The sequence below is a fragment of the Halotalea alkalilenta DSM 17697 genome (assembly GCF_000621205.1).
Taxonomy (GTDB): Bacteria; Pseudomonadota; Gammaproteobacteria; order Pseudomonadales; family Halomonadaceae; genus Halotalea; species Halotalea alkalilenta.
Window position 1 is genome coordinate 53,529 of the sequence record NZ_JHYY01000024.1, and the last position, 14,225, is coordinate 67,753.

12 protein-coding genes are annotated in these 14,225 nt (G+C 65.5%); 6 read left to right on the plus strand and 6 right to left on the minus strand.

Going from position 1 to position 14,225, the window contains the following annotated elements; all coding sequences use genetic code 11:
- The first annotated feature begins 98 nt into the window (after positions 1 to 98).
- From Q376_RS0104645 to Q376_RS0104655, 3 genes are all read left to right on the plus strand, one after another.
- Positions 99 to 497 (plus strand): nuclear transport factor 2 family protein, encoded by a 399-nt coding sequence (locus Q376_RS0104645; protein WP_027349327.1) that lies wholly within the window; start codon positions 99 to 101, stop codon positions 495 to 497.
- A 258-nt stretch (positions 498 to 755) separates the two neighbouring features.
- Positions 756 to 1,658 carry a sugar nucleotide-binding protein gene (locus tag Q376_RS21425; protein ID WP_043446272.1) on the plus strand — a complete coding sequence of 301 codons (903 nt, stop codon included), beginning with the start codon at positions 756 to 758 and terminating at the stop codon, positions 1,656 to 1,658.
- Positions 1,659 to 1,665: 7 nt separating this feature from the next.
- Positions 1,666 to 2,418, plus strand: coding sequence for a lysophospholipid acyltransferase family protein (locus Q376_RS0104655; protein ID WP_027349328.1), 753 nt, complete (start codon positions 1,666 to 1,668; stop codon positions 2,416 to 2,418).
- A gap of 86 nt (positions 2,419 to 2,504) precedes the next feature.
- Here the strand turns inward: Q376_RS0104655 and fabB are convergent, their stop codons facing one another.
- From fabB to Q376_RS0104675, 4 genes are all read right to left on the minus strand, one after another.
- Complete coding sequence (gene fabB, locus Q376_RS0104660) at positions 2,505 to 3,722, minus strand: beta-ketoacyl-ACP synthase I (protein WP_027349329.1); 1,218 nt, start codon at positions 3,720 to 3,722, stop codon at positions 2,505 to 2,507.
- A 13-nt stretch (positions 3,723 to 3,735) separates the two neighbouring features.
- Entirely contained in the window at positions 3,736 to 4,251 is a 516-nt protein-coding gene (fabA, locus tag Q376_RS0104665) for a 3-hydroxyacyl-[acyl-carrier-protein] dehydratase FabA (protein WP_027349330.1), read from the minus strand.
- 280 nt (positions 4,252 to 4,531) lie between these two features.
- Positions 4,532 to 5,953 (minus strand): deoxyribodipyrimidine photo-lyase, encoded by a 1,422-nt coding sequence (gene phrB, locus Q376_RS0104670; RefSeq protein WP_027349331.1) that lies wholly within the window; start codon positions 5,951 to 5,953, stop codon positions 4,532 to 4,534.
- Positions 5,954 to 5,976: 23 nt separating this feature from the next.
- A complete protein-coding gene (locus tag Q376_RS0104675; protein WP_027349332.1) occupies positions 5,977 to 6,354 on the minus strand; it encodes a CbiX/SirB N-terminal domain-containing protein in 378 nt (125 codons plus the stop codon).
- A 225-nt stretch (positions 6,355 to 6,579) separates the two neighbouring features.
- Here Q376_RS0104675 and Q376_RS0104680 point away from each other — a divergent pair, with 225 nt between their 5' ends.
- Positions 6,580 to 7,488: a TIGR01777 family oxidoreductase gene (locus Q376_RS0104680; RefSeq protein ID WP_027349333.1), complete on the plus strand. Its 909-nt coding sequence runs from the start codon at positions 6,580 to 6,582 to the stop codon at positions 7,486 to 7,488.
- Here the strand turns inward: Q376_RS0104680 and rapA are convergent.
- Together rapA and Q376_RS0104690 are read right to left on the minus strand one after the other, a co-directional pair.
- Positions 7,485 to 10,436: an RNA polymerase-associated protein RapA gene (rapA, locus tag Q376_RS0104685; protein WP_027349334.1), complete on the minus strand. Its 2,952-nt coding sequence runs from the start codon at positions 10,434 to 10,436 to the stop codon at positions 7,485 to 7,487. The two genes, Q376_RS0104680 and rapA, sit on opposite strands and share 4 nt — an antisense overlap.
- 129 nt (positions 10,437 to 10,565) lie before the next feature.
- On the minus strand, positions 10,566 to 11,420 hold the full coding sequence (locus tag Q376_RS0104690) for a TlpA disulfide reductase family protein (protein WP_155834145.1): 855 nt from the start codon (positions 11,418 to 11,420) through the stop codon (positions 10,566 to 10,568).
- Positions 11,421 to 11,479: 59 nt separating this feature from the next.
- Here Q376_RS0104690 and Q376_RS21430 point away from each other — a divergent pair, with 59 nt between their 5' ends.
- On the plus strand, positions 11,480 to 12,967 hold the full coding sequence (locus tag Q376_RS21430) for a phospholipase D family protein (RefSeq protein WP_052364952.1): 1,488 nt from the start codon (positions 11,480 to 11,482) through the stop codon (positions 12,965 to 12,967).
- A gap of 137 nt (positions 12,968 to 13,104) precedes the next feature.
- On the plus strand, positions 13,105 to 14,169 hold the full coding sequence (locus tag Q376_RS0104700; protein WP_043446278.1) for an HAD family hydrolase: 1,065 nt from the start codon (positions 13,105 to 13,107) through the stop codon (positions 14,167 to 14,169).
- The last annotated feature ends 56 nt before the right edge of the window (positions 14,170 to 14,225 follow it).

Here is a 14,225-nt window from a genome sequence, read left to right on the forward strand (position 1 = left end):
GAGGATCAGCTAGAAAATTTGCGCCAAACTAAGGCGCTTTGCACCACACGGGGGCACGCATCTTCATCGCGTCCATCACTGAGTCAGGAGATCGGGTTATGTCTGAGACAAACGAAGCCGTGCAGATCGTTAGCAATTTTCTCGAGGCCTCCATGGCCCCGGACCCGGTCCGCGCAGCGACCTTCATGAGCGATGAGGTGAAGATCACCTTCACCGGTGGGCGCGCCATGCCCGACCCGCAAGCCATCACCGCGTTCAACGGCGGACGATACGCGTGGGTGAAGAAGGCGTTGGGCAATTTCGACTGGATGGATCGCGGCGATCATACCGTGGTGTATTCCAATGGCACGCTCTACGGCGAATGGCCCGATGGCCGCAGCTTCTCCGGCAACCGCTACCTGGACCGCTTCGAAGTACGTGACGGCAAGATCACCCGCATGGACGTGTGGAACGACAGCGCGGAGTGGATGTTGATGCCGGAAATCGCCAAATCCTGAAGCGAGCCGACTCCGAAAGTTGGACGGTTCTCGCCCTCAGCCGGTGGCCGTGGCCTGAGTTCTGTACGTCACAGGGCTCGAGCCTCGTTCGATCCTGTACACCAAGCGCCACCGAGCCCCGCCCTTGGCGACCCTGTCGGTCTGGTGGACGCACGCCAGGCTGGACGTCGCCTTCCGCAGCTAGGATCATGTCGATCCCGAAACTTGCAGCCGTCCGTGGCTGTCGATCGATCACCTGCCTAGCCGAGCTGCCCTGTCGTGAAACTTCTGGTATTCGATGCCGGTCACTGTCTTAGCCTTGCACTGGATCGCGAGGTGGAACGTCGCCTGGATCTCGAAATATCCCTCGTCGACGAGTCTCGTGAAGCGCTCGAGGCGCTCGATTCCGGCGAGTTCGACGCCTTGGTGCTGCCGCCATTGGCTCACTTGGATGCGATCAGCCCCGAGCAGGTCGAGGCACACGCCTCGCGGGTCGAGGCGATGATCGCGGGATGCCTCGGCAGCGGGACTATTCTGGTCTGGTGCATCAGCGACCAGATCTACGAGCACGGCTATGACGAAGGAGCGATCGAGGAAGGACTCATTCCTCGTCCGGAGTCCGCCCCACGCAAGCGTCTGGTCGCGGTTGGCGACCGGATTCGCGCCGAACTGCCGCGTCACTTGGTGGTGCGGGTAGGTCCGCTGTTCGGTAGTGAAGGCGAGGAGGCATGGCTTCCCGACCTGCTCGAGAAGCTTCAGGCGGGCCAGCGCGTGCATGCCGAGCAGGATCTGTTCGTTGGCCCGACGCCGGTCGAAGGGCTGGCCCGCGCGCTTTGCGGCATGCTGCTGCAGCTCGATAACGGTGCCGAGGCGTGGGGAGCCTACCACCTCGCTGGGATCGAGCCGGTGAGCCTCTACACCTTCGTCGCCGCAGTGCGCACCCAGCTCGAGCAGCAGCTCAGCGCGCGCGGGCTTCCGGTCGATGGACTGGGTGAGGTCGAGGGCGTCTTCCGAGAGGGAGGAATGGTGCGTAGAGTGCTCAATTGCCGGCGTATGCTAGGCACCTTCGGGGTGCATCAAAAACCTTGGCGGCTCGAACTCGAGCGGCTGATCGAACAGTGGCTCGACGAGCGTTTCGGCGAGCCGGAGGCGCCTGCGTCGACGCGTGGGCAGCAAGGGTAGAAGCGGTATGAATGTATTACGCAGTTCGTTGTTCTACATCGGCTACGTGTCGATGGTGCTGGTCAGCGCGGTGACGCTGGTGCCTGCTGCCTGCTTTTTGCCGCTAAGACCGCGTTTTTCGGTACTCAATCTCTATAACCGGACGATCATCGCCTGGTTCAGCCTCTGTTGCGGGGTGACGGTCAGGGTGCGCGGCGGCGATAGGCTGCCGGCTGGTCCGTGCGTGATTCTCTCCAATCACCAGAGTGAGTGGGAGACCTTGTTCCTGCAACTGCTCAAGCCGCCGACCTGTACGGTACTCAAGAAGGAGTTGCTGAAGATCCCGGTGTTCGGCTGGGCGCTGCGCCTGGTGCGGCCTATCCCGCTGGATCGTTCGCGCCCGTCGGTAGCGCTGAAGCAGGTGCTTAGCGAAGGCGCTGAGCGGCTGCGTGAGGGGCTTTCGGTGCTCATCTTCCCCGAAGGCACCCGGGTGCCGCCGGGCAGCCGCAAACCGTTCAGCAAGAGCGGCGTGCATATTGCCTGGCGGGCCGGGGTGCCTGTGGTCCCGATCGCCCACAATGCCGGCGAATGCTGGACCAGCGGCGGCTGGATCAAACGCCCGGGGCGGATCGAGGTGGTGATAGGCGAGCCGATCGCGACCGAGGGGCGCGATGTCAAGGATCTGCTCGTCGAGGTGGAGAACTGGATCGAGGACCAGCTCGAGCAGATATCCACGGTGCCTCGCCCGAGTCGTCGAACGATGCCGGTCGAGCAGGTTTGACCTGGGCCAAACTGTAAGGTGGGTCAACGAAAGACCCCGCGAATCGCTTCGCGGGGTCTTCTTTTCATGACGGGACGTGCTGTGGATCAATCTTCCAGCCGTTGGAACACCAAGCAGGCGTTGGTGCCGCCGAATCCGAAGCTGTTCGACATGACGCGTTCGAGGCGCACGCCGTCGCGCCGCTTGAGCACGACATCGAAGCCTTCGGCCTTGGCATCGAGTTCTTCGATGTTCGCCGAGGCGCAAATGAAGTCGTGCTTCATCATCAGCAGCGAGTAGATCGCCTCCTGGGCCCCCGTGGCGCCGAGCGAGTGCCCGGTCAGCGACTTGGTCGAGGAGAGCGCCGGCACGGCTTCGCCGAAAACCTCGCGCAGTGCGCGCAGCTCGCTCATGTCACCTACCGGCGTCGAGGTGCCGTGGGTGTTGATGTAGTCGATCGAGCCTTCGACGGTCGCCAGCGCCTGCTGCATGCAGCGCGCACCGCCCTCGCCAGAGGGAGCGACCATGTCTGCGCCGTCCGAATTGGCGCCATAGCCGACCAGCTCGGCGTAGATCTTCGCACCGCGGGCCCTGGCGTGTTCGTACTCCTCGAGTACCAGCATGGCGCCACCGCCAGCGATGACGAAGCCGTCACGCTGCGAGTCATAGGCGCGAGAGGCTTTCTCCGGCGTATCGTTGTAGCCGGTGGAGAGCGCGCCCATCGCGTCGAACAGGCACGACAGCGTCCAATGCTCCTCCTCGCCGCCGCCGGCGAAGACGATGTCCTGCTTGCCGAACTGGATCTGCTCCATCGCGCTGCCGATGCAGTGCGCGGAAGTGGCGCAGGCCGAGGAGATCGAATAGTTGAGCCCCTTGATCGAGAACGGCGTGGCCAGGCAGGCGGAAACGGTGCTGCCCATGGTGCGCGTGACGCGATATGGGCCGACCCGGCGAAGACCCTTCTCGCGCAGGACATCGGCGGCCTCGACCTGGTTGGCCGAGGAGGCGCCACCGGAGCCTGCGATCAGGCCGGTGCGAAGGTTGGATACCAGCTCGGGGGTGAGCCCCGCGTCTTCGATCGCCTGCTGCATCGAGACATAGGCATAGGCCGCGGCATCGCCCATGAAGCGGCGATGCTTGCGATCGACCAGCGCATCGAGGTCGATGTCCACTACGCCGGCGACGTGACTGCGCATGCCGCGCTGCGCGTACTCTTCGCGGTAGCGAATGCCCGAGCGCCCTAGCTTGAGGGACTCGAGGACCTGTTGCTGATCATTCCCGAGGCACGAAACGATGCCGATACCAGTGACTACCACTCGTCGCATGGGGACCTCCCAATCAGAAATTCGAAGTGGAGGTGAACAGGCCGACGCGAAGATCGTTGGCCTGGTAGATCGGCTCTCCATCCACGGAGACCACGCCGTCGGCGATGCCGAGGATCAGTCTACGGGTGATGACCCGCTTGACGTGGATGTGATAGGTGACCTTTTCCGCGCTCGGCAGGATCTGGCCGGAGAACTTGACTTCTCCACAGCCCAGCGCACGGCCACGGCCAGGGTTGCCCAGCCAGCCGAGATGGAAGCCGACCAGCTGCCACATCGCATCGAGACCGAGGCAGCCAGGCATTACCGGATCGCCTGGGAAGTGGCACTGGAAGAACCAGAGGTCGGGATGGATGTCGAGCTCGGCGATCAGCTCACCCTTGCCGTACTGCCCACCGGTCTCGCCGATGTGGGTGATACGATCGAGCATCAGCATGTTCGGTGCTGGCAGCTGAGCGTTGCCCGGGCCAAAGAGTTCGCCTTGGCTGCACTTGAGCAGCTCTTCATGGCTAAAGGAGTGTTGCTTGGTCACAGAGACGCTTTCCGAAGATCTGGGTAGGGGGCTTGTTCGTCAGGCGCCCGAGTTTAGAGCATGTCACCCGGTGCCCGCCAATCGCGCCATTCTAGCGTTCCCGGCGCTGCGCCGTGCCTGGTGGTCACCTGGCGCGGGGGTGTCAGGCCCTGTCGTGGCGAGGATCTTGTGCACGCCACGTGGGCATTAGCCGGCGGCATTATGCCATAGCTGTGCGGCGGGTGACTAAATCGAAGCCTGCGGCTCGATGATGCGCCCGGCACAGGGTAATCATCACATACTAGCCTGGGTGCTTGAACGCTGCGGCGAAAGTAGACAGCGCCCGTTCACGTGCCGCGCGGTGATCGACGATCGGCGCAGGGTAGCCGCATGCCTCACGCTGCTGCGCGCTCGGCGCGTGGCGGGCCTTGGCATCGAGCTCCTCGAAGCCCTCGAGCCAAGCGGCGATGAAGGCGCCCTCGGGATCGAAACGCTGCGACTGGGTGGTCGGATTGAACAGGCGGAAGTAGGGCGCAGCATCGGTGCCGGTCGAGGCGGCCCACTGCCAGCCGCCGTTGTTGGCACCGAGCTCTCCGTCGACCAGGTGGTCGAGAAAGAATGCCTCCCCCTCTCGCCAGTCGATCAGCAGATGCTTGGTGAGGAACATCGCAGTGACCATGCGCAGCCGATTGTGCATCCACCCGGTCTCGACCAACTGGCGCATCGCTGCGTCGATCAGCGGATAGCCGGTGCGCCCCTGCCGCCAGGCTTCGAGCTCCTCGGGGGCATCGCGCCAGCGGATCCGCTGCGCCTCCTGGCGAAACGGGCGATGACGACAAACCTGGGGATAGCCGACCAGGATGTGCTGGTAGAACTCCCGCCATACCAGCTCATTGACCCATGTCGAGGTGCCTGCGTCGCCGTCGGCGAGGTGTCCATGATTATGGTGCAGGACCGCATTGAGGCACTGGCGTGCCGAGATCGCCCCGACGGCCAGATAGGCGGACAAAGCGCTGGTCGCGGCCAGGGCGGGAAAGTCCCGGTCGCGCTGATAAAGACGCAGCCGGTCACGGATGAATCGCGAAAGCCTCGCCTGCGCTTCCTCTTCGCCAGCCGGCCAGAGCGCGGTATCGATCGTCGCGCGCCGTGGCGGGGCGGGAAGCTCTTCGCTCACGATCTCGGCTGGAGGGGACTGGCGCTCGGGCATCGGCGAGGGCTTCAACCGGGCTCCCTCCAACTCGCGGTGCCAGGCCTTGGCGAACGGGGTGAAGACGCTGTAGTACTCCCCCTTATTGGTTCTGAGCTCACCGGGCGCGAACTGCACCGTATCGGTATAGCGATGCACTTCGAGCCCCGCGGCGCGACAAGCCTCGGCCACCCGACGGTCGCGCTCGCGTTCGTTGACCGCGTACTCGTCGTTGAAGTGCAAGGCGCTACAGCCGAGCGCTCGGGCCCGTTTCACCAGTGCCTCGGGCACTTGATCGAAGCGCTCGACCTCGAGCACCAGCAGCGGGATGTTCAGTGCATCGAGCCCAGCGGCGAGCGCCTTGGCGCTGCGATACCAGAAATCCAGCTTGTTGGCGCCGTGGCCGTGCTCCCGCCACTGCTCGTAGCAGGGGGAGACGAGCGCGATCACCTCGCCCCTGGCGCTGGCGGCGCTGAGCGCACGCTGGTCCGCGCAGCGCAGATCGTTTCTGAACCAGACCAACTGGCGCTGAGACATCGCTTCCTCCCCGATCCGGTGGCTCACGCCCGTAGGCCGCGTTCCGCGACGATTTCCGCCACCACATCGATGAATGCCGGATGCTGCCCGACCGGCGGCAGCAGGGCCAGTTCGAGCCTGGGGTGCTCCTGGGCGAGAGCCTCGAGCTGCGCTGGCACGTCCTTGCGCAGGTGGCGCCCGGCGGCGAAGAACAGCGGCAGGACGTCGATGCGGGTTCCCTCGGGATGCGCCTCGGCGAGTTCCTGTACCACCTCTTCCAGCAGTGGCGAGCAAAGCTCCATGTAGGCGAGTCGCAGTTGAGGACCCAACCGTTCGCGAAGGCGTGCCTCGAGCGTGGCGAAGGGGGCCTGCCAGGCGGGATCGGTCGATCCATGGGCGAGGATGATCAGCGTGCTTTGCATGGGCGAGCGGCTCTGAAAACGTGTATTCGTCCCAGTCGGAAGGGAGCGTGTGTCCCGCCCATGGTACGACGCCGGAGGCATGGAAGGGGAGGCATCGATGCCCACGGAGAGGCTGCAACGGTGCTGACGCGAGGCAATCTCATGCCAAGGTGGGCATGGCGAGCGGGGAGGCGGGGAACTACCGTAGGTAGAGCGGCGCGATGTCGTGCAATGAGGAATGCCCGTATGTACGTGGTCTTGAGTGGTGCCACCGGCTTCGTCGGTCGGGCGCTATGCCGTCGATTGAAGGCCGCCGGCCACCGGCTGGGCGTGGTTTCTCGCGACCCCGGCGGCGCGGCCGGGCGGATCGGCATCGAGGTGGATGCGCATGACAGCGCGGTCGGCTTTGCCGCTGAGCCGGTAGCGGCGGTCGTCAATCTGGCGGGCGCGCCGATCTTCGGCGGGCGCTGGAGCGAGTCGCGCAAGCGTACGCTGATCGACAGCAGGGTCGCGGCCACCGCTGACCTGGTCGCGCTGTGCCGGCGCCTCGATTCTCCGCCTGCAGTGATGGTTTCCGCCTCGGCGATGGGCTACTACGGCGATCAAGGCGAGCGCGAGGTCGTCGAGGCGACGCCCCCTCACGATGAGTTCGCCCATCGCCTCTGCGCCCTCTGGGAGCAGGCGGCGAAGCCGGTCGAGTCGCTTGGTGTGCGCCTGGTGATCGCGCGCTTCGGGTTGGTGCTGGATCCTGACGGCGGGATGCTGCGTTCGATGCTGCCGACGGTGCGCTTTGGCGCCTGCGCCAGGCTCGGCGATGGCCGCCAGTTCATGCCGTGGATAGCGCGCAGCGACCTGGTCGAGGCGCTGGTGTGGCTGCTCGAGGATCGCGCCCAGGAGGGAGTGTTCAACCTGAGCGCGCCGCGGCCGCTGCGCAACGCCGAGTTCATGGCGGCGCTTGGACGGGCGTTGCACCGGCCGGTGCCGTGGCGGATTCCCGCACGGCTGCTCGAACTCGGCCTCGGTGAGATGTCGCGCATGCTGCTCACCGGCGCCGACATGCGCCCGCGCCGGCTGCTCGAGGCGGGATTCGAATTCTCTCATCCCGAACTCGATGGCGCGCTCGCGGCAATGCTCGAGCGCAAGCGCTCGCGCTAGTCTTCGGCACCGACGGTGACGATGACCCTGACCGCGTCGAGACGCAGGCGGGTGTCGTCGATCGCAGCGCTCAGCGTGTCGCGCTCCGCGACCAGCGCATCGATCTCTTCCTCGCGCACTGCGGGATTGCGGCTCGCCAGCGCGCGCAGCCGGGCGATCTCGCGGTCCAGGCCCGTAGCCAATCGTTGCTGTCCATCTTCGATCAGCGTCGGCAGGGTGCGCTCTGCCTCGACCTCGGCGCGTTCGAGCAAATCACGCAGCTGGGGCAGGCACTGCTTGATCAGGTCCCGCGCCATCGCTCGCTTTACCTTGCGCAGGTTCTTGGCGAGCCCGCCGAAGGAGACCTTGTCGGTGAGATTCTGGCCCTGGTCGTCGAGCAGCACCCGCACCGTGGTGGGTGGCAGGAAGCGTCCCGCCTGATAGCGGCGCGGTGCCGGGGTATGGGTGACGAAGACCATCTCGGCCATCAGCCGGCCGCCGGGAATCGCGGGGTGCTTGAGCAGCGCCAGGGCGGTGTTGCCGAGCGTGCCCTCGAGCGCGCGGCCGAGCATTTCGCGCACCAGCGGATGCTCCCAGCTGAGCCGCTGGACATCGTCGCGGGACAGCGCCTGCGCGCGCGAAAGGGTCGCGGTAAAGCCTTCCTCGCCCTTGGCGAGCCCCGGCAGGCCGTCGAGCATGTGCGGTCCGGCGACCAGATGGAGCAAGCCATCGCCCAGGTCGCTGGTCTCGACACCAAAGACATCGAACGCTTGCTCCAGGTAGCTTGGCAGCTTCGCGTCTTCGTCGAGTTCGATGATCGCGCGCTTGAGCTCCTCGACCCGACCGCGCTCGGCGATGCTCTTGGCCAGCAGCCGATAGCGCCCCGCCGCGCGTTCGGCCAGCCGCTCGCGGCGGCGCTCGGCGGTACGCTCGACCAGGCCATCGAGCTTGTCAGCGTCGAGCAGCGCTTCGTCGAGCTCTTGGCTGAACGCCTCGAACAGCTCTCCACCGAGCCCATTGGGAGCGCCGAAGGCCTCCAGCCCGTCGCGATACCAGCGCATCAATGCACCGTCGGGGGCACCTTCGAAGCAAGCCACGTGCAGCTCGATCGGGAAACGCTGGCCGATCCGGTCGAGCCGGCCGATGCGCTGCTCGAGCAGGTCCGGGTGGGGAGGCAGGTCGAACAGCACCAGATGGTGGCAGAACTGGAAGTTACGCCCTTCGGAGCCGATCTCGGAGCAGATCAGCAGCGGGCTGCCATCCTCTGCGTCGGCGAAGTCGGCCGCGGCGCGATCACGCTCGACCAGCGAGGTGCCTTCATGGAACACCGGCACGTGCTGGCCGCTGAGGACCTGCAGCGCGGTGGCGAGATCCCGTGCGGTCTCGTTGGAATGGCAGATCACCAGCGCCTTCTGGCCCGGGTGGGTCTTCACCCATTGGCGCAGCCACTCGACCCTGGGGTCGAGGCGCCACCAGGGATCGGCCTCCTCGCCGGCGAGCGCGGTGTAGGTCAGCTCGGGGTAGATCAACGCATCGGGATAGGCGAGCTCATGCTCGACCATCAGGGTGTCGAGGTACTCCTCGTCACGCTCGAGCCGGCGCAGCACCCGCCGGTAGGGCATCGGCGGCTCGAGCATAGAGACCGAGAGCCTGCGCTCAGGAAAGCCTTCGATCTCGCGACGACTGTTGTGGAACATCACCCGGCCGATGCCGTGGCGGTCGAGCAGCAGCTGGCGCAGCGCGCGATGCGCGGTGTCGCGCGCGTCGCCGGCCGCGGCCGTCACCAGGGTATCGAGCTGGGCACGGGCATCCTGGTCGTCGCCCACGGTGGTGGCCAATTCGCCGATCAACGCCGCATCGATCGTGCCATCGGTACCGAGCGCCTCACCCAGCCGCTCGAGCTGGTCGGCGAGCCGGGCGAAACCCTGCTCCTCGGCGCGGAAGCGCTCGAGGTCATGGTAGCGCTCGGGATCGAGCAGGCGCAGGCGCTCGAAGTGGCGCTCGATGCCCATCTGCTCGGGGGTCGCGGTGAGCAGCAGCAGGCCGCAGTCGCCGCCGGCGAGGCGCTCGACGCAGGCATAGCCGCTCTCTTCGTCGCTGGCGTCGAGATGATGGGCCTCGTCGACGATCAGCAGGTCCCAGCCCGCCTCCTCGGCCTCGCGCTGGCGCCGCGGGTTGGCGAACAGCCACTGCTGGCTGGCGATCACCCACTGGCTGCTTTCGAACGGATTGGCATCGCGCTCGAGCGCTTCGCTCTGGTGCTCGTCGAGCAGGGTGAAGGCGAGATCGAAGCGGCGCAGCAGCTCGACCAGCCACTGGTGGCAGAGGCTGGCCGGCACCAGCACCAGCACCCGGGAGATTCGTTCGTTGAGCAGCAGCCGATGGAGAATCAGCCCTGCTTCGATGGTCTTGCCCAGCCCGACCTCGTCGGCAAGCAGTACCCGAGGGCGGTGGCGCGAGCTGACTTCGTCGGCGATCGCCAGCTGGTGCGACACCAGGTCGATGCGCGGGCCACAGAAGCCGTGGGCTGCGTGGCGTTGCAACCGCTGGATGTGCTGCAGACTGCGATAGCGCAGGTTGAACCAGTCGTTGCGGTCGACCTGGCCGGTGAGCAGCCGGTCCCGCGCCTGGTGGAACTGCATCTTGTCGTTGAGCCGCGCTTCGGGCAGCTCGATCAGCGCAGCGCTGGCGGTGGATTCGCCATCTGGCTGGCAGATGTAGGTCAGAAGCCCGTCGATCTCCTTGGTGTCGACCACCCGCAGGCGCTCTCCAAGATCGGATTCGACGCGATCGCCGCTCGAGAACGCGACACGGGTGAGCGGTGCCTGCCGCACACTGTAGGTACGCGTTTCTTCGCGTGCGTTGAACAGCACCATGACGGTGCGGAAGTCGCACTTGAGGATGGTGCCCAGCCCTAGTTCGGCCTCGCCGTCGCTGATCCAGCGCTGGCCGGGAATGAATTCGCTCATAGCAGTCGCAAGTCTGGCCTTAGTTGAATCGAGAGCTCAAATCGGGTCGAAGAGTCGTCGCTGCGGTCGGCGCGCCGACATCAATCAGGGGGCGCGTATTCTAGCGGCTTGTCAGCGACGCTTCACGCGCTATTGCATCGCACCCTCCGGCAGACGCGTGCGCCAGCGTCTCCATTCACGCGAGCCGAAGACGCCGAGGTGCCATTCCAGCACCTGGCCGTCGCGGTCGAGCAGGATGGTGAGCGGCAGCCCCGGGGTGCCGGCGGCGGCTTGGAGCCGCTGGCCGGGATCTCGCCATGCGCCGTCGCGATGAGCGCCCAGGGCGCGAAGGTTGGCGAGCAGGCTTTCACCCTGGTTGACCAGCAGCGTCTCGACTGCGGTGGCCGGGATCGGCTCTGCGGCCAGTCGCGCCAGCTGGGCGAGGCATGGTGCGCAGTCGCTGCGCCATAGCACCAGCAGTAGCGGCCTGGCGGGGTATGACGAGCCAGGAGGAGGCGAGGCGTGGCGCAAAGTGCCGTCGAGCCGTTCGAGCGGTGGCAGCGCCAGTCGCTCTGGCAGTCGAGGTGCCAGCGGGGCGTTGTACTCGAGCAGATGCCAGATCGCCAGCGCGAGCGCTAGGGCGAGAAGCTCCCGGGCCTTGCGCCGTCGCGTGGCACGCCGGTGCAGGCTCGAGGGCACTAGCACGCCAAGCGCCGCCAGCACTGCCAGCCAGTCTCCGAGTTGGTCGTCGAGCGCCGGCATCAGCGCCCGTATGAGCAGCCCGCATGCGATGGCCAGCGCCGCACGACCGAGCAGTCGCGGGCGTCCCGCGCGTCCGGCACCGAGGGCGAGCAGCACCGCTACGGCGATCGCCGCGTGCAGCGGTGCAAGCGGCAGCGTCAAAGAGCCTAGCGAGAATGCGTTGATCGAGGCCTCCTGCGCCTTTAGTGGGCGGGGCGGGATACGCGGGTTATCCTGCGGGCGCTGAGTACTGTCTGGTGTCATCGGCGGTGCGCAAGCCATTTTCAGTCGCCAGGCGTTGCCGGCATCGACCAGGAGCAAGCATGGGTTCGATCGATCAGCGCGAGAGCGAAGCCGAGTGGGCAAGGTCGCTTGCCGAGGGACGGGGCGGTCATAGCGGCTTCCAGCTGCTGGCTCACGGTATCGAGGCGCATGCACGACGGGCGCTGCTCGCCGAACGGGCGTGCCACAGCCTGGAAGTGCAGAGCTACATCTTCGAGGACGGCCACAGTACCCGGCGGCTGCTGCGCCAGCTGATCCAGGCTGCGCAGCGCGGGGTCAGAGTCCGGCTGCTGCTCGATGATCTGAGCGTTGGTCACCAGCAGTACCGCCTGGCCAAGCTCGATAGCCATCCCAACATCGAAGTGCGGCTGTTCAACCCCATTCCCTCCGGGCGCCGATTCACCCTCACCCGGCTCGCGAGCCTGGTGCTCAATGCCCGCCGCCTGAACCGGCGGATGCACAACAAGCTGTGGCTGGCCGATCGCAGCCTGGCGATCTTCGGCGGTCGCAATCTTGGCGATGACTACTTCAGCTCCGATTCCCGCCATCTGTTCATCGACATCGACGCGCTGGCCGTCGGTGGCGAGACGCCCGAGCGATTGGCCCAGAGCTTCGATGCCTACTGGAACCATCCGCTGGCGGTGCCGCTGGCGAAGTTCGCGCGTGCACGGGATGGGCAGGCCTGGCGTGCGCTGGATGACGAACTGGAGAGGATTTGCGCCGAGCCTTCGCGAACGGGCAAGGAGTACGACGAAGCGCTCGATGAGCTGCGCCGGGACGACCGCGACGAACTGGCCAGGCGGCTCGAGTGGGCCGCGGCGCGGGTGCTGTGGGACGACCCCGAGGTGGCCGCGATGCGCGGCCTGCCGCCCCGCGAACTGCGGATGAGTGGCAAGGTGGTCGAAGAGTTCGATCGGGTCGAGCATAGCCTGGAGGTGGTCTCTGGCTACCTGATTCCCCATGACCTCGACGGCATCGACCTGTTCGCCCTGCTCGCGCGCGGGGTGAAGGTGATGGCGATCACCAACGCGCTGGAAGCCACCGACGTTCCACTGGTGCACGGCGGTTACGCCCCCTGGCGCAAGCCGCTGCTGGCGGCGGGGGCGAAACTCTATGAAATTCGCTACCAGCCGCTGACCAGGTCACGGATGCGTGCCCGGCTGCGCGCGCGAACCAGGCTCAAGCTCTCGCGGCCGCGTTCCAATTCGCTGCATGCCAAGACCTTCGCGTTCGATCATGACCGGCTGATGATCGCCTCGTTCAATCTCGATCCGCGATCGGTGTGGTGGAACTGCGAGCTCGGCGTCGTGATAGAGAGCGTCGCGCTCAACCGCGAGCTGCGCGGGATCAACGCTTTCGGCGTGCTGCCCGAGCACAGCTATGAGGTACGTATCGACCAGGGGCGGCTGAGTTGGATATCCGACGATGGCAATGGCCGGCTGCGTTGCTATCACCGCGAGCGAGGCAATCCCTGGCGGCGTTTCCAGGCCTGGATCGCGAGGGTATTGAGGTTGGAGCGGCTGCTTTGAGCCGCTGCGCCTTTCTTTTTTAATTGATCATTCAATAAAGCCAGCGGCGATGTTAGGGTCTTGGCGCCGACGCCACGTTGGCGCCGGCAAATACAACGATAACCAAATCCAACGATAACTATGCCGAGAGGATCTTCATGACACGCACTATCTCGTCTTTGATGTTCGGCGTGCTGTGCGCCGCTGCCACGCATCTCGCCTTCGCCGAGACCAAGCTCGAGCACTGGCCGCCGGAGGCGGCCGCCAAGATCGACGCGATGATCGAACAAAACCGCGGTCGCGAGCATGCCTACGCAGTGTTCGACATGGACAATACCAGCTACCAGTTCGATATCACCGAGTCGCTGCTGCCCTACCTCGAGAACAAGGGTGTACTGACTCGCGAAAACCTCGATCCGGCGCTCAAACTGATTCCGTTCAAGGACGCAGAGGGGCAGCCCGAGAGCCTGTTCAGCTATTACTACCGGCTGTGTGAGATCGATGATCTGGTCTGCTACCCGTGGATCGCCCAGTCGTTCGCGGGGCTGAGCCTCGAGGAACTCAAGCGCAACGTGGATGAGATGCTGGCCGAGGGCAAGCCGGTGCCGGCCCACTACTACGATGGCGACGACTACGTCGAATACGAGGTCGAGCCGCCGCGACTCTTCGCCGGCATGCAGGAGCTCTACAATCGGCTGCAGGAGAACGGCATCGAGGTCTATGTCGTCACTGCCGCCAACGAAGAGATCGTGCGGATGGTGGCCTCCGATCCTCGCTACGGCTACAACGTGCCGCCCGAGCACGTGATCGGCGTCAACACGCTGCTCAAGGACCCCGAGAGCGGTGAGCTGACCACCTCGCGGTTCGCGATCAGAGACGGCGTGTACGATCAGGCGGCCAGCCAGCGGATGGTACTGACCAGCTACCTGGTCAATCCGATGACCTGGTTCGAAGGTAAGCTCGGCACCCTCTATGGCTGGATCGATCAATGGAACAAGCCGGTGCTGGTCGCCGGGGATACCTCCGGTTCGGACGGCTACATGCTGCTCAACGGTACCGACGTCGAGCAGGGCGGCGTGAGAGTCTGGGTCACGCGCAGTGCCAGCCATACTGAACGGATGCGTGAATGGCGAAGCCGCTCCGCCGAGCAGCAGCGTGAGGCCGGGCAGCAGCCGAGTGCCGATCTCAACTGGATCGAGGTGGCCCCTGAAGCGCTGCACTGAACGAGATCGAACTTTGGTCTATGTCCTTGGCGTGTTACAACAAGAAGGCGTTTGAT

Bases quoted from the DNA above. Each gene is read 5' to 3' on its own strand.
- Q376_RS0104680 (WP_027349333.1), top strand. From the start codon at position 6,580: ATGTACGTGGTCTTGAGTGGTGCCACCGGCTTCGTCGGTCGGGCGCTA.
- fabB (WP_027349329.1), bottom strand. From the start codon at position 3,722: ATGCGACGAGTGGTAGTCACTGGTATCGGCATCGTTTCGTGCCTCGGG.
- Q376_RS21430 (WP_052364952.1), top strand. From the start codon at position 11,480: ATGGGTTCGATCGATCAGCGCGAGAGCGAAGCCGAGTGGGCAAGGTCG.
- Q376_RS0104675 (WP_027349332.1), bottom strand. From the start codon at position 6,354: ATGCAAAGCACGCTGATCATCCTCGCCCATGGATCGACCGATCCCGCC.
- Q376_RS0104645 (WP_027349327.1), top strand. From the start codon at position 99: ATGTCTGAGACAAACGAAGCCGTGCAGATCGTTAGCAATTTTCTCGAG.
- rapA (WP_027349334.1), bottom strand. From the start codon at position 10,436: ATGAGCGAATTCATTCCCGGCCAGCGCTGGATCAGCGACGGCGAGGCC.
- Q376_RS0104700 (WP_043446278.1), top strand. From the start codon at position 13,105: ATGACACGCACTATCTCGTCTTTGATGTTCGGCGTGCTGTGCGCCGCT.
- phrB (WP_027349331.1), bottom strand. From the start codon at position 5,953: ATGTCTCAGCGCCAGTTGGTCTGGTTCAGAAACGATCTGCGCTGCGCG.
- Q376_RS0104655 (WP_027349328.1), top strand. From the start codon at position 1,666: ATGAATGTATTACGCAGTTCGTTGTTCTACATCGGCTACGTGTCGATG.
- Q376_RS0104690 (WP_155834145.1), bottom strand. From the start codon at position 11,420: ATGACACCAGACAGTACTCAGCGCCCGCAGGATAACCCGCGTATCCCG.